Source organism: Arthrobacter sp. B055-34, assembly GCF_059090425.1.
On record NZ_JBNHFQ010000011.1, the window covers coordinates 1 to 23,007 of the forward strand.

Consider the following 23,007-nt stretch of genomic DNA (forward strand, 5'->3'; position numbering starts at 1 on the left):
TCAGCGGCAAATACAGGTTTGCCGGATTACCGGTCAGTCGGGCAAGCGCGAACACTCCCACGATCACTGCAACCAACGGCAACGCGCTGGAGAGAATTCGCTTTCTCAGATAGGCCAGCATGGTTTCGTTCCTCGTTTCCCTGCTGTCGTTTTCAGCTGGCCGGGGTCATCTCGGTCAGGCGCAACTCGTCGCCCGAGGATGAGTTAGGCGTGTAGTTGATAGCTGCAGACTTACCCAAGATGCCCGTCTGGTGTGCGATGGTCGCGAACTGCACGACGTTCTCGTTCTGATAGGTGAAGATGTCTTCGTAGGCCTGTTGCCGGTCCGCGCCGGAAGTCTTGCCCGCTTCAAGCAGCCGCTTGTCGAATTCTTCCGTTCCGAAGGAGCTTTGGGCGCCGTCGCTGAGCATGTACTGCTCAACGGTAAAGGCGGCGTCCCCAGCCTGGTTGCCATGCTGGATCAGGAGCGCGATGGGACCTTGGTCCTCAACGAACGGCCGGATCTGGTACTGCAGGTGCTGCGACGTTTCGGTCATCTTGAGTTCAACGTTGAGACCTGCCTGGGCCAGCTGTTCCTGCAATACCTGCGACAGCTCCGTGACCTTGGGGAACTGTGCGTTGCGGGCTACCAAAGTAATCTTGGTGTCAACCGGCACGCCATCCGCCTTGGCCTCTGCGACAAGCGCCTTAGCCTTCTCAAGATCGAAGGGCCAGGCCTCCAGCGAGGCGTTGTGTCCCACTACCCCTTCCGGGATCAGCTGTGCTGCTACCTTGTCCTTGTTCTGGTACAGGCTGGCGACGATGCCTTCCTTGTCGATGGCGTAGTTGATGGCCTGGCGGACACGGATATCGTCCAGCGGCGCAGTATCGCCACTGAGTCGCAGGCCGATCGTCTCGTTATTCGGGTAATTCACGCCAAGATCTCCGGCGCCGTCATCCGGCCCCAGACCCATCGCGATATCGGCTTCGCCGCTCGTCACCATGGCTGCGCGAACAGTGCCCTCGCCACGCCACTGGTACTCAGCCTTAGGGAAGGCCGGCGCATCGCCCCAGTAGCCGTCCCAGGTGCTCAGCGTAATTTTCTGGCCGGCATCCCACTGCTCAATCTTGTAGGGCCCGGTGCCGATCGGTTCCCGGACCTTCTCAGTGTCGCTGGTGGAGGTCGGTACTACCTCGAGGAAGGACAACCGCAACGGAAGAATGGGATCCGGTTCCGGCGTCGTAACCTTCAAAGTTGTTGCATCCACAGCCTCGACCTCAAGATCGGTGTCGCCGAAGACATACCCTTCGACGTTGCAGCCGAGATCGGAGTTAACAGCGCGGTCGATAGTGTAGGCCGCCGCTTCCGCATTGAAGTCGGTTCCGTCCTGGAACTTCACATCATCGCGAAGCTTCAGGGTCCACTCGGTGTCGGAGGTCGCTTCCCATTCGGTCGCCAGCAGCGGCTCAAGTTCGCCTGTAGTCGGGTTGCGCTCGATAAGGGGCTGGGTGACGTTGGACCGAACAACCACGCCGGTCGAAGTCAGATTTGCTTCGCAAGCCTCCAAAGTGGGCGGCTCCTGCTGAAGGACCACCCGGAGGGTGTCGGACGCGGCACCGGCGGTAGCACCGGCGGCATTCTCTGAGTTGGCTACGGAGCAACCGCTTAGGAGCAAAGCGGACCCGGCAACGACGACGGGTATCTGCAGCCTGAGCTGTCGTTTGACGGATGGTGAAGAAGACATCATTGGGTTCCTTCGGGTCTAAAGCACTGCATTCGGTTCGTTGTCTACGTATGAAGCTCACGTCTGTGCTGGTGTTCCCCAGCTTGTGGCTCGAAGCGCCAACCGTCAATAAGCAGATTTTGTATGAACGGCCGCCAAAACATCACCAGGCCTTGACGTTCCGTGTGACACAGCCCACCCTTCCGCATGATTCCGCGGATTTTTGCGGCCTTTCGGGCATCAATACACCAAGCGTATTGATCTATCCAATTTCAGAGTTGGACGCGCATCGATGGACATCACTAATGTCCAGACTATGACGACACCCCAAGCAGTGCTGCAGGTAGGTCCCTTGATGCCTGCGGTTCAGGATCCGATCACTACCGAGTACGGTGCCGTGCGATTGCCGGACAACGCAGATGAACGCGCAGCTTTCCTTGCAGCCCGAGGCGCTGAGTTCGGCGTCGCCGTGACATCCGGGCGCTTCGGTGTCGGTACCGAACTGATGGAACAACTCCCCAACCTGCGTGCCGTAGTTAACTTCGGCGTAGGTTATGACACCACCGATGTGGCTCAAGCTGCCGAGCGTGGCATCGCTGTCAGCAACACTCCCGACGTTCTCAATGACTGTGTCGCCGATACCGCCCTCGCCCTTTATCTGGACGTCCTCCGCCGGATCAGCACCGCGGACCGCTACGTCCGGCGAGGCGACTGGCTAAGCAAGGGCAACTTCCCGCTGGCGACCAAAGCCAGCGGGAAGCGCGTCGGCATTGTCGGACTCGGCCGCATCGGCAAAGTCATCGCACGCCGCTTGGAAGGCTTCGATTGCCTCATCTCGTACCACAACCGCCGTCCCGTTGACGGCGTTTCATACGAATACCGGGACTCGCTGATCGATCTCGCCCGGGACTGCGATGTCCTCATCGTGGCCGCCGCTGGCGGTCCCGACTCTGCAGGATTGATCAATGCGGACGTCATCGAGGCGCTGGGCCGCGACGGATACCTCATCAATATTGCCCGGGGCAGCGTCGTCGACGAGTCTGCTCTCGTGGCCGCGCTGGTCAAGGGAAAACTGGCCGGCGCCGGGCTGGATGTCTTCGGCGACGAGCCCAAGGTTCCCGTGGAACTCCTGGGGCTGGACAACGTCGTCGTCCTCCCGCATTTGGGTAGCGGCACGCATGAAACCCGCGCCGACATGGCACAGCTGACTTTGGCCAACCTCAAGCGCTTCCTGGACGACGGCACATTGGAAACTCCCGTCCATTAGTCTCCCGCATACACCAGCAAACAGGAGTAGACATGAGTGTTGCCGTTGGCTTCGTCCCCACGGATGAAGGACGCATTGCCCTGCAAAGTGCCATTGATGAGGCGGCCCTGCGCAGCACCAAGCTGAGGATCCTCGGTCCCGCCTTGGCGGAAAATACTCCCGCCGCACAAGCAGAACTGGCGGAAGCCCTGAAGCGTGCCGCGGATCTTGGGGTTCCGGCCACGGTCCGGGACATGGAGGGCGACGACGACCCGGGCGACCTGATCGTTGATGTCTCCTTCGAGAACGACGTCGAGCTCATTGTCATTGGGGTCCGCCGCCGTTCCCGGGTGGGCAAGTTGATTCTTGGCAGCACTGCCCAACGTGTGATTCTCGAAGCCGGTTGTCCAGTTCACGCGGTCAAACCCCCAGTGGGCCCGCGCGGCTGACAGAAGCTGCGGGGCGTGCCGCCAGCACTTCGTCCATCCTAGGCGTGTCTGCATATGAAGACGGCTGCGCGACGGGCATGCGTTTCCGCTACAGTGTCGTCAACGGTTGTCTTCCCTGGAAGGAGGCCCCATGAGCGCACCTTCTGCCGTGCCCGCGCCGGCGGGCACGGCCGCCCTCAGCGGTATTCGTGAAGTGAAGTCAGCGGCCCGGACCGTGGAAGTTCTTGAGTTTCTCGCTGCGCGGCGCAACCGGCCAGTGACGATCCGGGAACTCTGTTCGGAATTGTCCGCCCCGCGCAGCAGCATCTATGCGCTGCTGCGCACTCTCACTGACTTGGGGTGGGTCCGCACGGATCCTACCCGCTCCATGTACAGCATCGGAATCAGGGCACTCCTCGCCGGCACCACGTATCTGGACACAGATCCGCTGTTGCGAATCGTCCAGCCACACCTCGAAGAGCTGGGCAAACGCCTCGGCGAGACCGTGCACTACGGCAGACTGGACGGCTCCGACATCGTCTATCTCGCAACACAGGAATCTCCCGCCTACGAGCGGAAATCCAATCGCGTCGGTCGTCGACTTCCCGCTTATGCAACATCACTCGGCAAAGCGGTTCTGGCAAATTTGGCCACCGATTTGGAAGCGCACTTGCCGGAGAAGCTGCTGCCGTTGACCCAGCACACGATCACCTCGCGCCGAAAGCTCAAGGCTGATCTGGAGGCCAGCAGGAAGCGAGGCTACGCTCTCGACAACGAAGAGAACACCTTGGGCTTGCGTTGCTTTGGAGTGGGCCTCGACTTGGATGACAGCGGCGGCGACGCCTTGAGCTGTTCGGTACCCCTGGATCGTTTGAGCCCGCCCCGGGAGCAGGAGATCGTGAACGAACTCCTCGCAACTGCAACACTGATGCGAAAAATCGTTCGCAGTCTCGACGGCCTGCTGGGCTAACCCGCCGAGCGCCATTCCGCAGGCACCGTGACCGGTTTCACAAAATCGGTCTTTCGCGACATGATTGCAACATAGCCGGAAATAATGTGGTTTCCGGCGTGCCGTTGATCAGATAGGAGCACTGGCCGTGACAACTACGACCAATACCGCCTCATCCACGAAGACCGCTTACCGGGTGCTGAATCCCGCTACCGGCGAGGTGGTTGAAGAATTTCCCACTGCCACTGACGCGGATATCCAGGACGCCCTCGCGGCCGCCCAGGAAGCCTTCCAGTCCTGGAAGGACGTGCCGATCACCGAGCGCTCCAAGGTGGTTTCCCGCATCGCGGAGCTGTTCACCGAGCGGGCCGATGAGCTCGCTGCCATCATTACCCAGGAGATGGGCAAGCCCATCAGCGAGTCCAGGGACGAGGCCGAGTTCTGCACGGACATTTTCAACTACTTCGCCACCGAGGGCCCGAGCCTCGCGGCGGACCAGGAGATCAAGGCCATCGGCGGCGGCCGCACCATGATCCAGAAGCTCCCGGTCGGCCCGCTGCTGGGCATCATGCCGTGGAACTACCCGTACTACCAGGTGGCCCGCTTCGCCGCGCCGAACCTGATGCTCGGCAACACCATCGTCCTCAAGCACGCGGAGAACTGCCCGAAGTCCGCCCTGGCCATCCAGAAGATCATGGACGACGCCGGCCTGCCCAAGGGCGCCTACGTCAACGTCTTCGCCTCGCATGACCAGGTTGCCGAGATCATTGCCGACCCGCGCATCCAGGGCGTCTCCCTCACCGGTTCGGAGCGCGCAGGTGCTGCCATCGGCGAGATCGCCGGGCGCAACCTCAAGAAGGCCGTCCTCGAACTCGGCGGCTCCGACCCGTACGTGGTCCTGGACTCGGCCGACATCAAGGCGGCCGCGGATCAGGCCTGGGAAACCCGGATGGAAAACACCGGCCAGGCCTGCAACTCCAACAAGCGCATGATCGTCATGGAAGACATCTATGACGACTTCGTCGCCGAACTGACCGAGCGCGCCAAGAACATGAAGCCCGGCAACCCGGCCGAGGGCACCGAAAACACCTTCGGCCCACTTTCCTCCCGCGCCGCGGCGGAAGGCCTCGCCGAGCAGCTGAAGGACGCCGTGAACAAGGGCGCCACCGTCCACGCCGGCGGCAAGCTGGTGGACGGTCCCGGCTCCTACCTTGAGCCGACGGTCCTGACCGGCGTGACGAAGGAAATGCGCGCCTACAAGGAAGAGCTTTTCGGTCCGGTCGCCGTGGTCTACAAGGTCTCCAGCGACGAGGAGGCCATTGCCCTGGCCAACGACACCGACTACGGCCTCGGCGGTGCCGTCTTCTCCACCGATGAGGAACGCGCCCGCAAGATAGCCCAGCGTCTGGAGGTCGGCATGGCCAACGTCAACGGCGTCGGCGAGGGTGCGGACATTCCGTTTGGCGGCGTCAAGCGCTCCGGCTTCGGCCGCGAACTCGGCCCGCTCGGCATGGACGAATTCGTCAACAAGCGCCTCTTCTACATCGCCGACTGACAGCGGCAGCAAGCAAATAGAGTACGACGTCGGCACAAAGGTGAGCCGAAAAACTCACCCAAGTGCCGGCGTCGTACGTTGCTGCTCCCGGCGTTTTCTGCGTCCGATAAACTGAGTGACCATCATGAGCATCCCGACAAGCAGTCCGAAGTCAGTACGCATCGACGCCTGGCTGTGGGCCATCCGTGCCTACAAAACCCGCTCCGCCGCTACAGCGGCTTGCCGTGCCGGGCATGTGCGGTTGAACGGGAATCCGGCCAAGGCGTCGCAGGCCGTGGTGCCCGGCGATACCCTGCGGGTGCGCCAACCGGGCTATGAACGCATCCTCGAAGTCCGGCAGCTGATCGCCAAGCGGGTCGGGGCCGAGGCCGCCTCGCACTGCTACACCGACCACACGCCGGAACGGCCGCCAACGCCCTCGCTCGGCATACCGCAGCGGGACCGCGGCACCGGCCGGCCCACCAAGAAGGATCGCCGCGAGCTGGAGCGGCTCCGCGGCCACCGCGGCTGAGCAACGTGACGATTCTCCGCGACCCGCTGCCACCCGCTACGGCCCACCTCAGCCTCCGCCACCCATCTCAAAAGGTCTTGCGCCGCAGGAAGTCCACACTCCTGGACAGGACGAGCTGCGCGGCCCTGCTGTCCAGCTTGAACTGGTATTCATGGCCGAGCGCCGGCTCGTACCCGACCGGGAAAAACAAGGTCTCGATGTCGGCCCCTTGATCGCTGAGCGCTTCGGCAAGTGCGAGGGAATGCGGCAGCAGCGGATCCGCGTTGCCGGCAGTCACGAACGCGGGCGGGAAGTCCGCTCCCACGCGGCCGGTGATGGATGCGAGGTCCACCTGCGGCATGGCCAGGTAGTTCCTGGAACCTGTGTAGGCCCACATCACTGTCCGCAGGAAGCCGTTGCCCATGCCGCCCTTGGCACTCTTGATGGACAGATCGTATCCGCCGCAATGCAGCAGCACCGCACGAAGTTCCGCCAGCCGGATGGGAGCGGGAATGCCCAGCCTGGCAGCGTAATCGGCATCGGTAATCAGCAGCGCAAGTTGCGCGGCAATCTGGGCTCCCGCGGAGTCGCCAGCCAGCACCAGCCGTTCCGCATCCACCCGCAGCCGTTCTGCATGTTGCTGCAGATAGGTCAGGGCGGCGGCTGCTTGGCGGACGGGTTCGGGGTATTTCTGCGCCTGCGCCAGGGAATAGCCGACCCCCACGGCGGTAAAACCGTAGGAAGCGAGAATCCGCAGGTAGTTGGCCACGTCCTCTTTGCTCCCGGAAACCCATGCCCCGCCATGAAGCCAGACGATGGTCGGCAGACCCCGGGCTGTGTCGGCACGATCCGGATAGTAAACGTCCAGGTAGGCACTGTCGCTGCTGTCCAGATACTGCTCGTGCAGGACTTCCGAAATGCCCTCCGGCACGTGCTTGGCCATCTCACGCGAGACCCGGCGCCAGTTCCGGTCGAACACGGTCCGGATCAGCAGTACCGCCGGTTTGGGGCTGACCAGGCTCCAGGAAAACAGCGACACCACCAGTGCGCCCATAACACCGGCGACGACGGCGAGAACCCGCCAACCTGGCGGCGTCCGCCGGGCTACGGCCGCCTCGAGGGAGAGTTCGTCGGCGCTCATGCTTCATTATGAACGAGGCCCGGGCCGCCGGATAGCTCTTGTAACGAGCGGATAATGCCCCGGCTACTCCACCACAAAAAGATGCAGTCGGACGGCTTCCGGATGCCGCTCCCCCGTACCGATGATGATCTTCGATCCAAGCCACGACCATCGTTCGCCTGCCGAGCTCAGCTGCGGGCTGCAGCGGAAATAGATCCGTTCCGGCGGCACGGACTCGCCCCGGACCAGCGCGGCAATGTCTTGGGCCGAGCCCGAGCGCAAGCCGAAGTTTGAGACATAGATGCGGTCGCCGTCGTCGGTCTCGATCGCGTATTGCGCCTGCAGCTCGGTGAGTGTGTCGGACTTGAGGATCTGGAAGTCCGCGCCGACCGGAAGCACCTTGCCGTTCAGGGCAGGGCCCTGAACCGCACCGCCGATGATAGGAATGATCCGCCGGTGCCCCTCGGAGGTCTCGCCTACTTCGACCGGCTCGCCGACGGCGACATCAATAGTGGCAAGGAAGGTCAGGCTAGGTGTCTGGGGTGTGCTCATGAAAAAGACGATACCAATGGCACGGAGCGATACTCAGGCAATACACAGGTTGCTCCCGGTCAATGAACAACTTGGGCCCTTAGTGTGAAAACACCTCATAAAGGTGCGAGTGATGCGGCGTCGGCCGGTCGGAGTTTTCCCCCAACCTCCAGACCGGCCGGCGCCTTTCTCTTTAACCGCGCCCTCAGCGGCGGCGCCGAACCCCAAGGTGAGACGCCGCCGTCGTTGTTGGCAGCTGGGGACTCAGGCCTCCTTCGCGTATTCGGCGGCGCTCAGGAATTCGTAGCCGACAAACGGCTCATTACCCTCAACCCAGGCATCGTGGCCCGGAGGTATGGCATAGGAGTCACCGGCCTTCACCGTGGCACGAGTTCCGTCGCTGAGTTCAACAGTTATGGACCCGCCGGTGCACAAGCCTACGTGGCTGACCTGGCAGGAATCGGTTTTCACGACCGGTTTGATGCACTCGGACCAGCGCCACCCTGCTTCGAACCGGAACCGGGCCATCGTGTAGTCGCTGACCGTGACCACGTCTACCTGCGTCTTATCGGGACGGCGTTTCTCATCCGGGTCGTCAAAGGACCGTGAGGCAAGCTGGGATACAACATTTGCAGCCATTTTCTGCTCCTGCGGAATAGGCGAGCCGTACGACGTTCCCTCCGGGCAACCCGGCTCAAGCCACTCCGGAAGCGGTCTACCCTGACGCCATTGATGGATGTCTCGGCGAAAGGGGTCTTGGCACAAAATTCGCACCTCCCACCTTCCTCCGATCGGCGCAGCTTGTCGAGGGCCGGACGTGGCCCACGATTATGGAACTGCGCGTCCCCGGGCAGCCACCCACAGTGAATACCACTCGTCCCGCGTCATGGCCGCGGCTATCCGTTCGGCTTCCGCGGAGGCCCGGATCCGCTTCGGGTTGCTGGTGCCGACCACCGGTCGGATGCGGGCCGGATGCCGCATCAGCCAGCCCAGCACCACGGCTTCGGGTGAACAGTCCTTGTTCTCGGCGAGCTCGGTGACCAAGGCTGCCGTTGCCGCGTCCGGGCCGGTTTCCGCCGTCCCGGCAGCCCCACTGTAGCGGCCTTGGGCCAGCGCACCCCAGGCTTGCAGTTCGACGTCGTTCGCTTGGCAGTACTCAAGGGTGCCGTGCGGGAATCCGATCTCGGCGGCTTCGGTGTGGTTGACCAGTACGCCGGATTCGAGCCACCCGCTGCGGTGCAGGCTCATCTCCAACTGGTTGGCCGCAAGCGGGTCCGGCAGCGCTGACTGGAGCCAGCGCATCTGGTCCGCGGACATATTGGAAACGCCCAGCCGCAGCACTTTGCCGTCGTCCTTGAGCTGCTGGAAAGCGGAGGCGATTTCCTCCGGATGCGCGAGCGGGTCAGGACGGTGGATCAGCAGCACCTCGATACGATCCGTGCCCAGCCGCTCCAGACTCTCTTCAACCCGGGCGATGACCGTTTCCCGGGAGGAGTCGTACTGCCCGATGCGGCCGGCGGCCGGGAGCCGAATACCGCATTTGGTCTGCAGCTGGATCCTGTCGCGCAACTCCGGCCTGTCCGTGAGGACGCGGCCGAACGCTTCTTCCGCCTTGCCGTGGGCGTAAATGTCGGCATGGTCAAAAACCGTGATGCCCGCTTCCAGCGCCGCATCAACGGCCGTGTTGGCCGCCGCTATATCGGCAGCTTCCAACGGTCCGGAACCCCAGCCGCCACCCAACCCCATGCAGCCGAAAATCAGGCGGGAACCGGCGTCGTTCATTGGAAATCCTTCCCTCGGCGAGGCAATACGGCGTACGACGGCGGGCTGCCGCGACACTCCCGTGCGGGAACGCCCCTAGCGGGGTGTGCGGTAAACCGGCAATAGTAGAAACGGGACTGCTGCTGCGAGGTCTGCCACGAACAGAGGAGCGAACAATGGAAATTGCCAAGGACGATGCCGGCGATATGGTCATCGGCGACGTGAGCAGAATCGGCGGCCGGGCGCTGACTGTCGGTATCACCGGCATCTCCGGTGACGAAGTGCTCAGCATCGGCTGGGTTGAGACCGGTGACAGCCTCAAGCTCAATCTGGAGGATGCCGTCACCCTGCGCGATGAGATCGACCGGATCATCAAGGACCGGCACACCGGCGAAGATATCTAGCCCTGGACTGCGGGCGGCGCCACGATCACCCGGTGCTGCCCTTCGCACAGGTAGACGGCCAGAGTCCCCTCGGGGACCGGGCCTTCCGCCGGCCACTGGCTCTCGTCGAGCCCGCGCAGTCCCGCGCCGCAGAAAGGACAGGGCTGCGGCCCGGTCTCTGGAACACTATCCCGCTGTTCGTCTGCCACAGTCACGTCCCTCCGAGTGCCACCGAACCGTTTCTTCAACCTACGTCGTTTTGCCTCCCAGCGGAACCTTCCGCACCGGACCGCAGCTCAAACCTGGGTTTCGCAGTCCAGCATGCGGAGCACACGGAGGAACAAGCTCGAACTCATCGTGTTCGAAATTCACTCTTTTTCCTTCTTCCATAATCCGAGAAACAAATCTCCCCTTGTGAAATAGAAGGATGCGGCCTAAATTAGTCAGAGCCTCTCCGTGAGGTAGACCACAATCCCCTAATTGAACGGTTTGGACCGATGAAGATCCCCGACAATGCCGCGTTGAAGGCGAGTTCGACGCCGGCCAAGAAGAAACGGCTGTACCAGTCGCTCTTCTTTCAGATCCTGATCGCCGTAGTGGCGGGTGTACTGATCGGCCACTTCTGGCCAAACATCGGTGCGGAACTCCGTCCCTTGGGCGACGGCTTCATACGACTTATCAAAATGATCATCGCCCCGCTGATCTTCCTGGTCATCGTCACCGGCATTGCCGCGGTGGGCGATGTGAAGTCGGTAGGACGCGTAGGCGTCAAGGCGCTGGTCTATTTCACGGCCGCGACGGGGTTTGCGCTGGTCTTCGGGCTGGTTGTGGCCAATCTTGTCCAGCCCGGCAAGGGCCTGAACATCGATCCAGCCACCATGTCCGAGGATGCCCTAGCCGAGAAGACCGGTGGCGCGCAGCCGGAGGGCGCTTCCAACTTCCTGCTCAGCGTGATCCCGGACAGCCTGGTCGGCGCGTTCGCCACAAACTCCCTGCTCCAGGTGCTCTTCTTCTCCGTATTCTTCGGATCCGCCGTCATTGTGATCGGCCAGGACCGCTGCAAACCGCTGCTAAGCCTGTTCGAGACCATCCTGGAGATCGTCTTCAAGATCATGTCCTGGATCATGCGGGTAGCCCCCATCGGTGCCTTCGGTGCCATGGCGTTCATCATCGGCCAGTACGGCATCGAGACCCTGGGAACCTACGCCAAGCTGATCGCGGCGTGCTACGCGGCGGCGGTGATCTTCATCGGCTTGCTGTTCGCGGTGGCATGGTTCATCGCCGGCGTTCCGCTGTGGAGCTTCCTGAAGTACACCCGGGAAGAATTCCTGCTGGCGCTCGGTACCGCCTCAACGGAAGCAGTGATGCCGCGCATCATGACCAAGCTGACGAATGCCGGTTGCTCCCGCGCCACCACGGGCCTGGTAGTTCCTACCGGCTACTCGTTCAACCTCGACGGCGCCGCAATGTACCTGTCCATCTCGCTGCTCTTCCTGGCGCAGGCCTTCGGACATGATCTGAGCCTGGGGCAGCAGTTGGCCGCGCTCGGTGTGCTGCTGCTGACCTCGAAGGGCATGGCCGGCGTGCCAGGCTCCTCGTTCCTGGCCCTCTCCGCGACCGCCGCAGCCCTGGGCATCTTCCCCGTGGCAGGCGTGGCTCTGATGCTCGGCGCAGACCGGTTGATGGACTCCATGCGTGTTGCCGTGAACCTGCTGGGCAACTGCGTGGCCACCTTCGTAGTGGCGAAGTGGGAGAAGCAGTTCGACCGCGAGGCAATGAAGCGGGCCTTCGCCGGCGAGATCACCAACGAGGCATCCTCGCTGTTCCTGGACAAGGAAGATGAGTTCGAAGAGGACGAGCGGGAGCGCGCAGCCAAGGGCCTCGGCCCGGCCCCGCGTTACGCCGGGGGCCCCTCGAGGGACGAGTATGAAGCCATCCACATGGTGCCGCTGCGCAAGCACGGTCCGGACCCGGATCCGGCATCGGCTTCTGCGTTGGACACCGAGAAACAGCAGGCGTCCGCTCAGGACGAACTAGCCCGAAGTCGGGACTGACAACCGGCTGATTCCCTCAAGGACGACGCCGGCACTTTCGTAGGTGCCGACGTCGTCCTCTATCTGTTGGTTGGGCTAATCCGCGTTTGAGGTTCAGGCGAGGACCGCGACTTTCGATTCCTTCCGACCGAAGATGTAACGGTCCACGGAGTACGGGCCAGGACCGATCAGTGCAATGGCAAGGGCCGCGGTGCCCAGAATCAACACTTGGGAAAGGCCTCCTTGCTCCACGTAAAAACCGGAGGGGAGGTGGGCGAAAATGAGGGCTCCAGCCATGTCGGCCACGAACAAGAGGGCGATCGGCCGGGTCAGTACGCCCAGGATCAGGGCCATGCCACCGAGGAGTTCCAGGTAGGAGATGAAGGGACCGAACAGTTCGGGCAGCGGCACACCCAACTGCGTGAAGTAACCAGTGACGCTGGCTACTGTATTCTGGCTGACTTTCTGCCACCCGTAGGCGACAAATATCAGCCCCGTGATGACGCGCAAGGCAGTAATTCCAACGTGCTGCAGCTGTATGCGGAAGGAATCGGACATCGGGTTCTCCTTCGGACGGGGCGGTCCTTGGACTGCGATTAGTTGACATGTCCATCATCTGTCGAGGCACTTGAAAATTTCTTGAGCCTGAGGAACAGGCTTAGGGCGGCTGAGCGGCCAGCCGAGTAACCGGCAAGCCCGCTAGGCTGGAAGGTGTCCCGAAATCCCGCCCATATCCACCGGATCGCACGCGTCATCACCGAGATTTTCGCGCCCGCCGTCCTGGTGACGCTGGTGTTGGTGACCTCGCCGTTCACCCTGCCAGAGGTGACAGTTGCGCAGGCTGCGGTGGCCGCATTCTTTGTCACGCTCCTCCCTTTCAGCGTTGTGGTCCTGCTGACCCGTCGAGGCAAACTCAGCGACATCCACATCGGGACGCGGACGCAACGGGCTCCCATTCTGGCGGGCACCGCCGTCTCGATCGGGGTTGGTCTCTGGCTGCTCACGCTGATGCAGGCACCGTCGGCATTGCATTCGCTGATCTACACCGTGCTGCTGGGTCTGGTCGCTTCCCTGCTGATAAATCTGGTCTGGAAAGTGTCCGTGCATGCCGCGGTCGCTGCGCTTTTGGGAGCGATGCTGGTCTCGGCCACACTGCCGCTGGGAATCCTCTGGGCAGCTATCCCTTGGGCGGTTGGGTGGTCGCGGGTCCAGTTACTGGCCCACACCTGGCCGCAGGTGGTTGTTGGCTGGGTGCTCGGTCTGGCCATCTTCGCCGCGTACATCACTTTCCTGCGGTAACAGTGCCTGTACCGTACGGTGGAACGGTGATTGACGAAGAAATTCCGGCCGGCAGCAGGGCAGTCTGATGGCGAGGACGATGGACAATGCCAGCCCCGATGAACAGGCGCAGTTCCGCTCCGGCGTCGCTTCGATAGCGCTGGGACTTTTTGTCAGCCAGGGTTATGAGGCCACCAGTGTCGATGAGATTGCGCAGGCGGCGGGCATCTCGCGCAGCAAGTTCTTCCGGCAATTCCGTTCCAAGGAAGATGTCATCTTCGCCGACCACGAAACCTTGCTGGAGCAGGCGGAGGTGCTGCTGGCACGGAAACATGACGACCCCTGGGAAGCGGTCTGCCGGGCCGCCTCGATGGTTTTCGAGCATTTCGCGAAACAGGTCGAAACGTCCCGGCAGCGCTACCAGGTGGTCAATACGGTACCGGCACTGCGGGACCGCGAACTCGTCACGGTCTTTCGTTATGAACGGCTATTCGGCCAGTATCTTCGCGACGCCGTCTCTGGACTGCCGCCGCTGGATGCCGTGCGGTTTGCGGCAACAGTCATCAGTACGCACAATTTCCTGCTCCGCGAACTGATGCGCAACGAACGGCAACTGGACGTCGGGGAACTGCAGGCAGCGCTCGACGATGTGCGGCGCCTGTACGGCGTGCTCCCGTCTGCGGACGCAGGCCCGCCGGCCGAGGAGGAAATGGTGGTAGCCGTGTTCCCCAGGTCCCTCCCGCCCGCTGAACTCGCACGCCGGCTCCAGCAGAAACTGCAGCGCGGCTAGCTTTTTGAGACTGAGTTTCCCTTGACTTGATACTGAGTTTCATCACATACTTCTACGGTGACTACCCCCGAAACAGTTTCCGACGTCGTTGTTTCCCGCCTTGAGCACGAGGGTTTCCGGTTTGCCTTGCTCACCTTGTCCGGTCCAGCCGGTCGGCCGGCCACTCTGGGGCCGGCTTCGTTGGATCGCTTGGACGCAGCCCTAGACACGCTGGAGATATCCGACGTCGATGCCGTGGCCGTGACCGGGACAGGCAGGGTGTTCTGTGCCGGCGCCGACCTGGACAACATGTTGGAGGCCGAAACCCCTGAGGACTCGGAAGGAATTGCCCGGCAGGGCCTGCACGTTTTCGGCAAGCTGGCAACGATGCCTGTACCGACCTTCGCGTTCCTCAACGGCGCGGCGTTGGGCGGCGGCCTCGAGCTGGCCCTCCACGCGGATCACCGCATTGCAGCAGCCTCGATACGCGACATCGGCTTTCCGGAAGTCCGGCTCGGGTTGATTCCCGGCTGGGCAGGGATTCCGTTGTCCGTGGCGCTGATGGGCCCCGAGGCTACGGCCAAGCTGGTAGTGCGCGATTCGTTGCTCGGCCGCCATCTCACTGCACGGGGTGCGGAGGCCGTTGGCCTGGTCGATGCCGTAGTACCTGAGCCCAAGTTCCTGCCCGCCGCACTGGACGTGGCCTCCGCCATCCTCGCAGATGGGAGGACCGCCCACCGGCCACAGCCGAGCCAAGCCGCTTGGGCGGACGCGCTGAAAGCTGCCCGGTGCGAGTTGGACAGCCGGCTCCACGGCGCGGCGCCTGCGCCCTATCGTGCACTGGAGCTCATCGAGCGGACAGTTCAAGACGCAGCGTCCCCCGAGGCCGAGGTCCGTGCATTCGGCGAGCTTGTCCTCTCCCCCGAGGCCCGCGCCAGCATCTACGCCTTCCGCCTCACCCAGTCCCTAGCCAGGAACCCTGCGGGGCGTCCGGCAGTCGATGCCCTCCCGGTGTCATCCGTCGGAGTCATCGGCGCCGGCCTGATGGCCAGCCAGCTGGCGCTGGTCTTCGCCCGGCAGCTTCGTGTCCCGGTTCTGATGACGGACCTGTCAGCCGAGAAGCTGGACAAAGCACTGGACTGGATCGACGCCCAGCTCGCCAAGCAGGTGCACCGCGGCACACTGACCGAGGACGCGGCCACCCAGATCCGCAGACTGATCAGCGTCACCACAGACAAGCAGGATTTCGCGCCGTGCGACGCGGTGATCGAGGCAGTCTTCGAAGATCTGGCGGTGAAGCAGAACGTCTTTGCCGAGTTGGAGCCCATCCTGCGGCCCGACGCCCTGCTGCTGACAAACACCTCATCGCTGTCCATCGAAGCCATGGGCACCGGCCTGGCGCATCCGGAGCGCCTGCTCGGTTTCCACTTCTTCAACCCGGTGGCCGTCCTGCCGCTGCTGGAGCTAGTGCGGACGCCGCAGACGGACTCGACGAGCCTGGCCACGGCCTTCGAGCTCGCCGCCCGGCTGCGCAAGACTGCCGTCCTGGTCGCCGATGCTCCCGGGTTTGTGGTCAACCGCCTGCTGACCAGGCTGTTCAGCGAGGTGCTGGCGCTGATTGACGACGGCGGTGATCCGGCCGCCGTCGACCGCGTCCTGGATCCGCTGGGGTTGCCGATGCGGCCGCTGGCACTGCTGCGCTTTATCGGTCCGGTGGTGCAGCAGCACATTTGCGAAACCATGCACAGCGCGTTTCCGGACCGGTTCCGGCTCAGCGCCACCCTGCGCAAGATTGTCGGCGCGGGACTGCCCGGCTACTTGGACGACGACGGCGAAGTCCCGCCCGGGGTCCACGCTCTCCTGCCCGCAACACGCACTGTGGATCCAGCCAGGGCGCGGAGCCGGATCATCGCGGCGCTGGCCGACGAAGTCGAGCACATGCTCGCCGAGGGAGTGGTGGCCGGGCCGGAGCAAATCGACCTGTGCATGATCCTCGGCGCCAACTACCCCTTCCACACCGGCGGTCTGACACCGCTGCTGGACCGGCTTGCCGGCACCAGCCACCACCCGAGTCCCGCCAGCGCGGGCAGCCCGAGAACAAAGGACAGCATCAGTGCCTGACTATGACGTTTCCGCTCCGCTCGACACCGACTACTACGGCGTCTTCAACGGCATACCCGCGGCGGACAGGGCTGTCTGGGAACGAGCCCGGACGTTCACCGACGAAGCGGTACCGCAGATGAACGATTACTGGGACCGCGCGGAGTACCCCCTCCATCTGGTTAAGCGCATGGGCGATCTGGACCTGCTTTCCGACGGTCTGGCCGTCCCCGGGCAGGAACCGATGTCGCCCCTGGCCGCCGGCCTGGTCAACATGGAAGTCTCCCGGGGCGACGGTTCGCTGGGCACCGTGATCGCTGTGCAGGGCGGGCTGGCGATGCGCTCCATCGCCTACTTCGGCTCGCAGGAACAGAAGGACCGGTGGCTCGGGCCGCTGGCACGGGGTGAAGAGTTCGGCGCGTTTGCCCTGACGGAACCGGACCACGGATCGGACTCCGTCTCGCTGGAGACCACGGCAGTGCGCGACGGCGATGATTTCGTGCTGAACGGTGAGAAGAAATGGATTGGCAACGGTTCGGTCGGCGGTGTGACGGTAGTCTGGGCGCGGGACGAGCAGGGCAACGTCCGCGGTTTCCTGGTCAGGCAGGACACCCGGGGCTACGAGGCAGAGACGATTACCGGCAAAGCTTCGCTGCGGGCCATTTACCAGGCCCGGATCCGGCTGGAAAATGTCCGCATCCCGGTGGACGACGTACTGCCCGGCACCCGCACCTTCAAGAATGCTTCAACCGTGCTCGTCGCTACCCGGCTGGGCGTGGCATGGTCCGCCCTCGGCCATGCCACCGCAGTCTACGAGGCCGCGCTGAATTACGCGAAGCAACGGACGCAGTTCGGCAAGCCGCTGGCCAAATTCCAGCTGGTCCAGGAGCGGCTCAGCCATATGCTCGCCGAGCTGACCAGCATGCAGCTGCACTGCGTCCACATGGCAGGCTTGGACGCGGCCGGTGCATTGCGCCCCACGCAGGCCTCGATGGCGAAATACCACAACACGCGCAAGGCACGCGAGCTGGCATCCATCGCACGCGACATGCTTGGAGGCAACGGCATCTTGCTGGAGAATCATGTAGTCCGCCATCTGCTCGACATCGAATCCATCCATACCTACGAGGGCACCGAGAGCGTGCAGGCCCTGCTGATCGGCCGCGAAGTCACCGGCCTCAGTGCCTTCGCCTAAACCCCGCCAAACCAGGAGCATGACAGTGACGTCAGTAATTCCCGCCGACATCCAGGCTGCCAACGACACTCCCCTGAGCCCGCTGCGTTTCCTGCAGCGTTCGGCCGAGGTGTTCGGCCGCAAGACCGCCATCATCCACGGCGACCGCAGCTACAGCTACCAGGATTTCGCCAGCGAAGCCCAGCGGCTGGCGAAGGCCATCAGGAACCGGATCGAGCCGGGCGACCGGGTGGCGTTCCTTTGCCCGAATGTCCCTGAACTGCTGATCGCGCACTTCGCTGTGCCGCTGGCCGGCGGCGTGCTGGTGGCGCTCAATACCCGTCTTTCGCCGCGGGAAATCCAGTACATTCTGGAACATTCGGAGTCCAAGCTGGTGTTCGTGGACTCCGAGTTCCTGGGGTCGCTGGCGGGGCTGCGGGCGCAGCTGCCCGAACTCGCCGAAGTCGTGGAAGTCTCCGACAGCACGGTCCCGGGTCACCCCATGGCTGCAACCAACGCCACCGGTACCATCGCGACAACCGGCTACGAACAGTTCCTGGCCTCGGCACCGAAGGCACCGGATCTGCCGTGGAGCGTGGTTGATGAGCGCACCCCGATCACGCTGAACTACACCTCGGGAACCACGGGACGGCCCAAAGGCGTGCTCTACTCGCACCGCGGTGCCTACCTGAACGCCCTCGGCGAGACCTTCCACAACGGTTTCACCGGCGATACCCGCTACCTATGGACCCTGCCGATGTTCCATTGCAACGGCTGGTGCACCCCGTGGGCGGTCACCGCCGCTGCCGGCACGCATGTGTGTCTGCGCGCCGTCCGCGCGGACGCCGTCTGGGATGCCGTCGATAACCAGGGCATCACCAACCTGTGCGGAGCGCCGACCGTCTGCAGCATCATCGCCGAAGCCGACCAGGCACACCCGCTGGAGTCCCCGCTGCGGCTTACGACGGCGGGAGCACCGCCGTCGCCAACCATCATCGGCAAGCTCGAAGCCCTTGGAATCACAGTTGTCCACGTGTACGGATTGACCGAGGTATACGGCCCGAACACCATCTGCGAGCACCAGCCGGAGTGGGACTCGCTCCCCGCCGCGGAACGGGCCGAGAAGATCTCGCGCCAGGGCGTGGGCATGCTGCAGGCGGACAGCGCCCGGGTGGTGGATCCGGACATGAACGACGTGCCTGCAGACGGGAACAGCATCGGCGAGATCGTCCTGCGCGGCAACAATGTCATGCTCGGGTACTACAAGGATGAGGAAGCCACCGCGGAGGCGTTCCACGGGGGCTGGTTCCATACCGGGGACCTGGGCGTCATGCATGCCGACGGGTACATCCAGCTCAAGGACCGGGCCAAGGACATCATCATCTCCGGCGGCGAAAACATCTCGACAATTGAGGTCGAGCAAGCCATCGTCTCCCACCCCGAGGTGCTGGATGCCGCCGTCGTCGGTGTTCCGCACGAAAAGTGGGGCGAGCGGCCGATGGCCTTCGTGATCCGCAGCAGCACCGCCACCGTCAATGATGCGCGCCTGCGCGATCACCTGCGGGAACGGCTGGCCGGGTTCAAGCTGCCGGACCGGATCCTGTTCACCGACGAACTGCCGCGGACTTCCACCGGCAAGGTGATGAAAGCGGACCTGCGCGCCTCCGCCCTTCAGGCAGCAGCAGCCCAAGCGGCAGCAACCCAGGACGCTCAAGAGCCTGTCTCATGATCATGTCCGTCAGCTAGGCACCGGCCCAGCTGCCACCTTTTTACAACCCATACGGAACCCCGGGCAATATTTGCCCGGGGTTCCGTATGTCGTCTGCCAGAGCCGCCAGCTGCTCGGTGGGATTTTGGTTCAGGTGATGCTTAGCCGCCTCAATGCGCCCTGCTTCGTGCCACGTAACTAAGAAAGCGAACCTATAAACCGTTGACTCCGCCCTCGGGTGAATGTACGCTCATAAAAAGTGAATCGAGATTCACTTCTAACGAATCAACATTCATTTAAGGACCTGCAATGACTTCTTCAGCACCTGTCGAAACCGGGGATCCGGGAGCGGCAGCGCGTGCAGCCCGGACAAACCTGCGCACCAAGCAGCTCCTCAGCGCGGCCGCACGGTTGATGGAGCGCGACGGTTCACACGCGGTCTCCATGCAGGCCCTGGCCGACGAAGCCTCCGTCAGCGTAGGCCTGATCTACCGTTATTTCGGCAATAAACAGGACCTGCTGCTTGCCGTCATTGTGGAGGTACTGGAGGCTTTCGCCACCCGGGTTCCCGCCGCGGTGAAGGCAGCTGGAGAGGATCCGGTCGAGCGCGTGGCCAAGGCCTTCGCCGCATACTGCGAGGTCATCAATGATCACCGACACGCGGCCGTGCTCTCCTACCGCGAATCAAAAACTCTCGGTGACGAGGGCCGCAACCGGATCAAGAATCTTGAGGTCGAAACATCGGAGCCACTGCGGGCCACCGTCCAGGATGCTGTCGCAGCGGGCCGCTTCGTCAAAGTGGATGTCGACCTTTTTGCCTACAACCTGCTACTGCTCGCACATGCGTGGGCACTCAAGCACTGGTACTTCGAACGCTCACTGGATTTCCCTACCTACGTCCGCAAGCAGACCGCTGTGGCGCTCGGAGCCGTTGTCGCTCCGGAGTACCGCAGCCAGTACGCCCATCTGCTCGACCTCGACTAACCGAAAGGTTCGCCTCATGAATAACTACGAAGACATCATCTATGAAGTCGACCAGGCTACAGCCATGATCACGATCAACCGGCCGGAGCGCTACAACGCTTTCCGCGGGCGCACCGTTGAGGAACTCATCAAGGCCTTCCGTGCTGCTTGGGCAGACCGGTCAGTACAGGCCGTCGTCCTCACCGGTGCTGGGGAAAAGGCGTTCTGCACGGGCGGTGACGTCAAGCAGCGGGCCGAGACCGGCGATTATGGCCCCACGGAATCCGGCATGTTCGAGATCGGCAACCTGCACAAACTGATCCGCGACATCCCCAAGCCCGTGATTGCCGCTGTCAACGGCGTGGCAGTGGGCGGCGGCCACGTCCTGCATGTGCTTTGCGACCTGACGATCGCTGCTGACCATGCCAAATTCGGTCAGGCCGGCCCGCGCGTGGGCTCCTTCGATGCCGGCTTCGGCTCTGCCTATTTGGCCCGGGTTGTTGGCGAGAAGCGCGCCCGTGAGATCTGGTATCTCTGCCGGCAGTACGACGCCGTGACAGCAGAACGCTGGGGTCTGGTCAACACAGTGGTTCCGGCCGACAAACTGTTGGAAGAAGCGAAAACATGGGCGGCCGAGATTGCGGAAAAGAGCCCGACCGCGATTCGGTTCCTCAAGCAGTCCTTCAACGCGGACACCGACCACCAGGCCGGCCTGAGCAATTTGGCCATGTCCGCCCTGGACCTTTACACCGCGTCTCCTGAGGGGATGGAAGGCGCAGCCGCCTTCGCCGAGAAGCGCAAGCCCGATTTCAACCAGCACGTGCTGGCCCACTGACCGCCCTCCCCATTTGCACTGACAAGGAAGTCACCATGGATTTTGCGTTGACCGCGCAGCAGCTCGAATACCAGGCGCAGGCGAAAAACTACGCTGACAAGATTGCCTCCGGCTACATGCAGCGTGAGGACGACGGTTTCGTCTCCGCAGAACTGCGTCGAGAAATGGGCTCGCTGGGACTCATTGCCCCGGAGCTACCCGTGGAACTGGGCGGACGCGGGCTGGACCGCCTGACCTCCGGCCTGATTCTGGAACAAATTGCCCGCGGCGACTTCAACGTCTCGTATGTTCAGGTTGTCGGGTCGTTGGTGGGCCAGATCCTGGCGCAGAACGCCCAGCCCGAGATCGCCAAACGGTGGGTGCCTCGGATTTGCAGCGGCGAGTCCATCGTCGGCATCGGTCTCTCCGAGCCAGACGCTGGTTCCGACGCCGGGATGCCACGGTTGTGTGCAGAGCGCCGGGACGGCGGCTGGGTCCTGAACGGTGTGAAGTCCATGTCCTTCAACCAGTCCGCGGACGCCGTCGTCGTCTTCGCCAAAACAGATCCTGATACACCCCGTGGCCGTGGCATCAGTGCTTTCATCGTCCCGCTCGACGGCGAAGGTGTGAGCCGGGAACGCTACGCCGACATGGGCACCACTGCCGTTGGGCGGGGCGCCGCCCACTTCAAGGACGCGTGGATACCCGAAGACCACCTGCTCGGTGCGGAAGGCAAGGGCTTCACCCAGGTCATGCAGGGCTTCGACTTCAGCCGTGCCCTGATCGGGCTGCAGTGCTTGGCAGTAGCCAAGGTCACCGTGGACGAGACCTGGGAGTATGTCAGTCACCGGGAAGCATTCGACCAGCCGCTGAGCAAATTCCAGGGCGTCTCCTTCCCTCTGGCCGAGGCCGAAACCATGATCGCGGCAGCCCAACTGCTCTGCTACCAGACTCTCTGGCTCAAGGACCAAGGCCTGCCGCACACCTCGCAGGCGGCCATGTGCAAATGGTGGGCGCCCAAGGTTTCCTTCGACATCGTCAAGGACTGCCTGCTGCTGCACGGCCAGTACGGCTACAAGACGGACCGGCCCATTGAGCAGCGGCTGCGCGACGTACTGGGCCTGCAGATCGGGGACGGTACCGCGCAGATCATGAAGATGATCATCGCCCGCCAGGCCATCGGCCGCGAGCTGGCTCCCTGACCACCGCCACCACCTTTACTTCAGACATTCATCTCGCAAAGGAGCGAACCATGGGCAAGCTTGAAAACAAGATCGCTATCGTCACGGGCGCGGGCAGCGGCATCGGCCGGGCTATCGCCGGCAAGCTCGCTGCGGAAGGCGCTACCGTCGTCGTCAGCGATATCAATGAGGCGGCGGCCAAAGAGACGGCCGCGTCGCTGGGCAACAACTCGATCGGTGTGCTGACCGACGTCACCTCACGGGAATCCGTCGACGACATGGTCCGGGCTGTCAAGGAGGAATTCGGACGCATAGATGTGCTGGTCAACAATGCCGGCTGGGACAAGGTGGAGCCCTTCCTCGACAGCCAGGTTTCCGACTGGGACCGGGTGGTCGCCATCAATCTCTACGGCACACTGCACTGCAGCCAGTCCGCCTTGGCAGTCATGAAGGAACAAGGTTCCGGCGCGGTGATCAATATCGGCTCCGACGCCGGCCGGGTTGGTTCCTCGGGTGAAGCCGTCTATTCGGCAGCCAAGGGCGGCATCATCGCCTTCACCAAGACGCTGGCCCGGGAAATGGCCCGCAGCAAGATCAACGTGAACTGTATCTGCCCCGGTCCGGCGGACACCCCGCTGTTCGCCGGCATCAGCGAGGGCAATCCCAAACTGCGCGAGGCCCTCGAGAAGTCCATCCCGATGCGCCGGCTGGCCCAGCCCGAAGACCTGGCTAACGCCGTCGCTTTCTTCGCCTCCGACGAGGCCGCCTACATCACCGGCCAGACGCTGTCCGTCAGCGGCGGCCTGACCATGAGCTGACCG

Annotated in this window: 23 protein-coding genes; 16 read left to right on the forward strand and 7 right to left on the reverse strand. The window is 63.1% G+C overall.

From position 1 onward, the window contains the following. Positions 1-152: 152 nt before the first annotated feature. Positions 153-1,724, reverse strand: coding sequence for an ABC transporter substrate-binding protein (locus AC5RWO_RS18320; protein WP_498732931.1), 1,572 nt, complete (start codon positions 1,722-1,724; stop codon positions 153-155). Between the two features lie 295 nt (positions 1,725-2,019). Here AC5RWO_RS18320 and AC5RWO_RS18325 point away from each other — a divergent pair, with 295 nt between their 5' ends. From AC5RWO_RS18325 to AC5RWO_RS18345, 5 genes are all read left to right on the forward strand, one after another. Next, positions 2,020-2,970, forward strand: coding sequence for a 2-hydroxyacid dehydrogenase (locus AC5RWO_RS18325; protein ID WP_498732932.1), 951 nt, complete (start codon positions 2,020-2,022; stop codon positions 2,968-2,970). Between the two features lie 32 nt (positions 2,971-3,002). Next, positions 3,003-3,398 (forward strand): universal stress protein, encoded by a 396-nt coding sequence (locus AC5RWO_RS18330; RefSeq protein ID WP_498732933.1) that lies wholly within the window; start codon positions 3,003-3,005, stop codon positions 3,396-3,398. A 130-nt stretch (positions 3,399-3,528) separates the two neighbouring features. After that, on the forward strand, positions 3,529-4,347 hold the full coding sequence (locus AC5RWO_RS18335) for an IclR family transcriptional regulator (RefSeq protein ID WP_498732934.1): 819 nt from the start codon (positions 3,529-3,531) through the stop codon (positions 4,345-4,347). Positions 4,348-4,474: 127 nt separating this feature from the next. Then, the gene (locus AC5RWO_RS18340) at positions 4,475-5,881 is read left to right on the forward strand and encodes an NAD-dependent succinate-semialdehyde dehydrogenase (RefSeq protein ID WP_498732935.1); all 1,407 of its coding nucleotides are present in this window, start codon (positions 4,475-4,477) and stop codon (positions 5,879-5,881) included. 124 nt (positions 5,882-6,005) lie between these two features. Then, positions 6,006-6,392 (forward strand): RNA-binding S4 domain-containing protein, encoded by a 387-nt coding sequence (locus tag AC5RWO_RS18345; protein ID WP_498732936.1) that lies wholly within the window; start codon positions 6,006-6,008, stop codon positions 6,390-6,392. 67 nt (positions 6,393-6,459) lie between these two features. Here the strand turns inward: AC5RWO_RS18345 and AC5RWO_RS18350 are convergent, their stop codons facing one another. From AC5RWO_RS18350 to AC5RWO_RS18365, 4 genes are all read right to left on the reverse strand, one after another. Continuing rightward, positions 6,460-7,512: an alpha/beta hydrolase gene (locus AC5RWO_RS18350; RefSeq protein ID WP_498732937.1), complete on the reverse strand. Its 1,053-nt coding sequence runs from the start codon at positions 7,510-7,512 to the stop codon at positions 6,460-6,462. A 63-nt stretch (positions 7,513-7,575) separates the two neighbouring features. Next, on the reverse strand, positions 7,576-8,043 hold the full coding sequence (locus AC5RWO_RS18355; RefSeq protein ID WP_498732938.1) for a DUF3237 domain-containing protein: 468 nt from the start codon (positions 8,041-8,043) through the stop codon (positions 7,576-7,578). A gap of 243 nt (positions 8,044-8,286) precedes the next feature. After that, the gene (locus tag AC5RWO_RS18360) at positions 8,287-8,661 is read right to left on the reverse strand and encodes a cupin domain-containing protein (protein ID WP_498732939.1); all 375 of its coding nucleotides are present in this window, start codon (positions 8,659-8,661) and stop codon (positions 8,287-8,289) included. Between the two features lie 189 nt (positions 8,662-8,850). Then, entirely contained in the window at positions 8,851-9,804 is a 954-nt protein-coding gene (locus tag AC5RWO_RS18365) for an aldo/keto reductase (protein ID WP_498732940.1), read from the reverse strand. A 155-nt stretch (positions 9,805-9,959) separates the two neighbouring features. Between AC5RWO_RS18365 and AC5RWO_RS18370 the strand changes: the two genes are divergently transcribed. Further along, positions 9,960-10,187, forward strand: a complete 228-nt coding sequence (locus AC5RWO_RS18370; protein WP_498732941.1) for a hypothetical protein — start codon at positions 9,960-9,962, stop codon at positions 10,185-10,187. On the opposite strand, the gene AC5RWO_RS18375 is transcribed toward AC5RWO_RS18370, so the two are convergent. Continuing rightward, entirely contained in the window at positions 10,184-10,375 is a 192-nt protein-coding gene (locus AC5RWO_RS18375) for a hypothetical protein (protein WP_498732942.1), read from the reverse strand. The genes AC5RWO_RS18370 and AC5RWO_RS18375 overlap by 4 nt on opposite strands. 288 nt (positions 10,376-10,663) lie before the next feature. On the opposite strand from AC5RWO_RS18375, the gene dctA reads away from it, so the two are divergent. Further along, positions 10,664-12,220 (forward strand): C4-dicarboxylate transporter DctA, encoded by a 1,557-nt coding sequence (gene dctA, locus AC5RWO_RS18380; protein WP_498732943.1) that lies wholly within the window; start codon positions 10,664-10,666, stop codon positions 12,218-12,220. Positions 12,221-12,313: 93 nt separating this feature from the next. Here the strand turns inward: dctA and AC5RWO_RS18385 are convergent, their stop codons facing one another. Continuing rightward, the gene (locus AC5RWO_RS18385) at positions 12,314-12,757 is read right to left on the reverse strand and encodes a DoxX family protein (protein WP_498732944.1); all 444 of its coding nucleotides are present in this window, start codon (positions 12,755-12,757) and stop codon (positions 12,314-12,316) included. A gap of 153 nt (positions 12,758-12,910) precedes the next feature. On the opposite strand from AC5RWO_RS18385, the gene AC5RWO_RS18390 reads away from it, so the two are divergent. The 9 genes from AC5RWO_RS18390 to AC5RWO_RS18430 all read left to right on the forward strand — a co-directional run bounded on the left by AC5RWO_RS18390 (position 12,911) and on the right by AC5RWO_RS18430 (position 23,004). Further along, positions 12,911-13,498 (forward strand): phosphatase PAP2 family protein, encoded by a 588-nt coding sequence (locus tag AC5RWO_RS18390; RefSeq protein ID WP_498732945.1) that lies wholly within the window; start codon positions 12,911-12,913, stop codon positions 13,496-13,498. Between the two features lie 79 nt (positions 13,499-13,577). Beyond that, entirely contained in the window at positions 13,578-14,267 is a 690-nt protein-coding gene (locus AC5RWO_RS18395; RefSeq protein WP_498732946.1) for a TetR/AcrR family transcriptional regulator, read from the forward strand. Positions 14,268-14,324: 57 nt separating this feature from the next. Continuing rightward, on the forward strand, positions 14,325-16,367 hold the full coding sequence (locus AC5RWO_RS18400) for a 3-hydroxyacyl-CoA dehydrogenase NAD-binding domain-containing protein (protein WP_498732947.1): 2,043 nt from the start codon (positions 14,325-14,327) through the stop codon (positions 16,365-16,367). Further along, a complete protein-coding gene (locus AC5RWO_RS18405) occupies positions 16,360-17,541 on the forward strand; it encodes an acyl-CoA dehydrogenase family protein (RefSeq protein ID WP_498732948.1) in 1,182 nt (393 codons plus the stop codon). Before AC5RWO_RS18400 ends, AC5RWO_RS18405 begins: the two co-directional genes overlap by 8 nt. Before the next feature lie 19 nt (positions 17,542-17,560). Beyond that, complete coding sequence (locus tag AC5RWO_RS18410) at positions 17,561-19,249, forward strand: long-chain-fatty-acid--CoA ligase (protein WP_498732949.1); 1,689 nt, start codon at positions 17,561-17,563, stop codon at positions 19,247-19,249. A gap of 288 nt (positions 19,250-19,537) precedes the next feature. Continuing rightward, positions 19,538-20,212 (forward strand): TetR/AcrR family transcriptional regulator, encoded by a 675-nt coding sequence (locus AC5RWO_RS18415; RefSeq protein ID WP_498732950.1) that lies wholly within the window; start codon positions 19,538-19,540, stop codon positions 20,210-20,212. 16 nt (positions 20,213-20,228) lie between these two features. Next, positions 20,229-21,026, forward strand: a complete 798-nt coding sequence (locus AC5RWO_RS18420; RefSeq protein ID WP_498732951.1) for an enoyl-CoA hydratase-related protein — start codon at positions 20,229-20,231, stop codon at positions 21,024-21,026. Positions 21,027-21,061: 35 nt separating this feature from the next. Continuing rightward, complete coding sequence (locus tag AC5RWO_RS18425; protein ID WP_498732952.1) at positions 21,062-22,207, forward strand: acyl-CoA dehydrogenase family protein; 1,146 nt, start codon at positions 21,062-21,064, stop codon at positions 22,205-22,207. Positions 22,208-22,257: 50 nt separating this feature from the next. Continuing rightward, the gene (locus AC5RWO_RS18430) at positions 22,258-23,004 is read left to right on the forward strand and encodes an SDR family NAD(P)-dependent oxidoreductase (protein ID WP_498732953.1); all 747 of its coding nucleotides are present in this window, start codon (positions 22,258-22,260) and stop codon (positions 23,002-23,004) included. The last annotated feature ends 3 nt before the right edge of the window (positions 23,005-23,007 follow it).

Bases quoted from the DNA above. Each gene is read 5' to 3' on its own strand.
- AC5RWO_RS18355 (WP_498732938.1), bottom strand. From the start codon at position 8,043: ATGAGCACACCCCAGACACCTAGCCTGACCTTCCTTGCCACTATTGAT.
- AC5RWO_RS18350 (WP_498732937.1), bottom strand. From the start codon at position 7,512: ATGAGCGCCGACGAACTCTCCCTCGAGGCGGCCGTAGCCCGGCGGACG.
- AC5RWO_RS18320 (WP_498732931.1), bottom strand. From the start codon at position 1,724: ATGTCTTCTTCACCATCCGTCAAACGACAGCTCAGGCTGCAGATACCC.
- AC5RWO_RS18420 (WP_498732951.1), top strand. From the start codon at position 20,229: ATGAATAACTACGAAGACATCATCTATGAAGTCGACCAGGCTACAGCC.
- AC5RWO_RS18425 (WP_498732952.1), top strand. From the start codon at position 21,062: ATGGATTTTGCGTTGACCGCGCAGCAGCTCGAATACCAGGCGCAGGCG.
- AC5RWO_RS18395 (WP_498732946.1), top strand. From the start codon at position 13,578: ATGGACAATGCCAGCCCCGATGAACAGGCGCAGTTCCGCTCCGGCGTC.
- AC5RWO_RS18360 (WP_498732939.1), bottom strand. From the start codon at position 8,661: ATGGCTGCAAATGTTGTATCCCAGCTTGCCTCACGGTCCTTTGACGAC.
- AC5RWO_RS18410 (WP_498732949.1), top strand. From the start codon at position 17,561: ATGACAGTGACGTCAGTAATTCCCGCCGACATCCAGGCTGCCAACGAC.
- AC5RWO_RS18430 (WP_498732953.1), top strand. From the start codon at position 22,258: ATGGGCAAGCTTGAAAACAAGATCGCTATCGTCACGGGCGCGGGCAGC.
- AC5RWO_RS18370 (WP_498732941.1), top strand. From the start codon at position 9,960: ATGGAAATTGCCAAGGACGATGCCGGCGATATGGTCATCGGCGACGTG.
- AC5RWO_RS18330 (WP_498732933.1), top strand. From the start codon at position 3,003: ATGAGTGTTGCCGTTGGCTTCGTCCCCACGGATGAAGGACGCATTGCC.
- AC5RWO_RS18385 (WP_498732944.1), bottom strand. From the start codon at position 12,757: ATGTCCGATTCCTTCCGCATACAGCTGCAGCACGTTGGAATTACTGCC.
- AC5RWO_RS18415 (WP_498732950.1), top strand. From the start codon at position 19,538: ATGACTTCTTCAGCACCTGTCGAAACCGGGGATCCGGGAGCGGCAGCG.
- dctA (WP_498732943.1), top strand. From the start codon at position 10,664: ATGAAGATCCCCGACAATGCCGCGTTGAAGGCGAGTTCGACGCCGGCC.
- AC5RWO_RS18335 (WP_498732934.1), top strand. From the start codon at position 3,529: ATGAGCGCACCTTCTGCCGTGCCCGCGCCGGCGGGCACGGCCGCCCTC.
- AC5RWO_RS18325 (WP_498732932.1), top strand. From the start codon at position 2,020: ATGACGACACCCCAAGCAGTGCTGCAGGTAGGTCCCTTGATGCCTGCG.
- AC5RWO_RS18365 (WP_498732940.1), bottom strand. From the start codon at position 9,804: ATGAACGACGCCGGTTCCCGCCTGATTTTCGGCTGCATGGGGTTGGGT.
- AC5RWO_RS18345 (WP_498732936.1), top strand. From the start codon at position 6,006: ATGAGCATCCCGACAAGCAGTCCGAAGTCAGTACGCATCGACGCCTGG.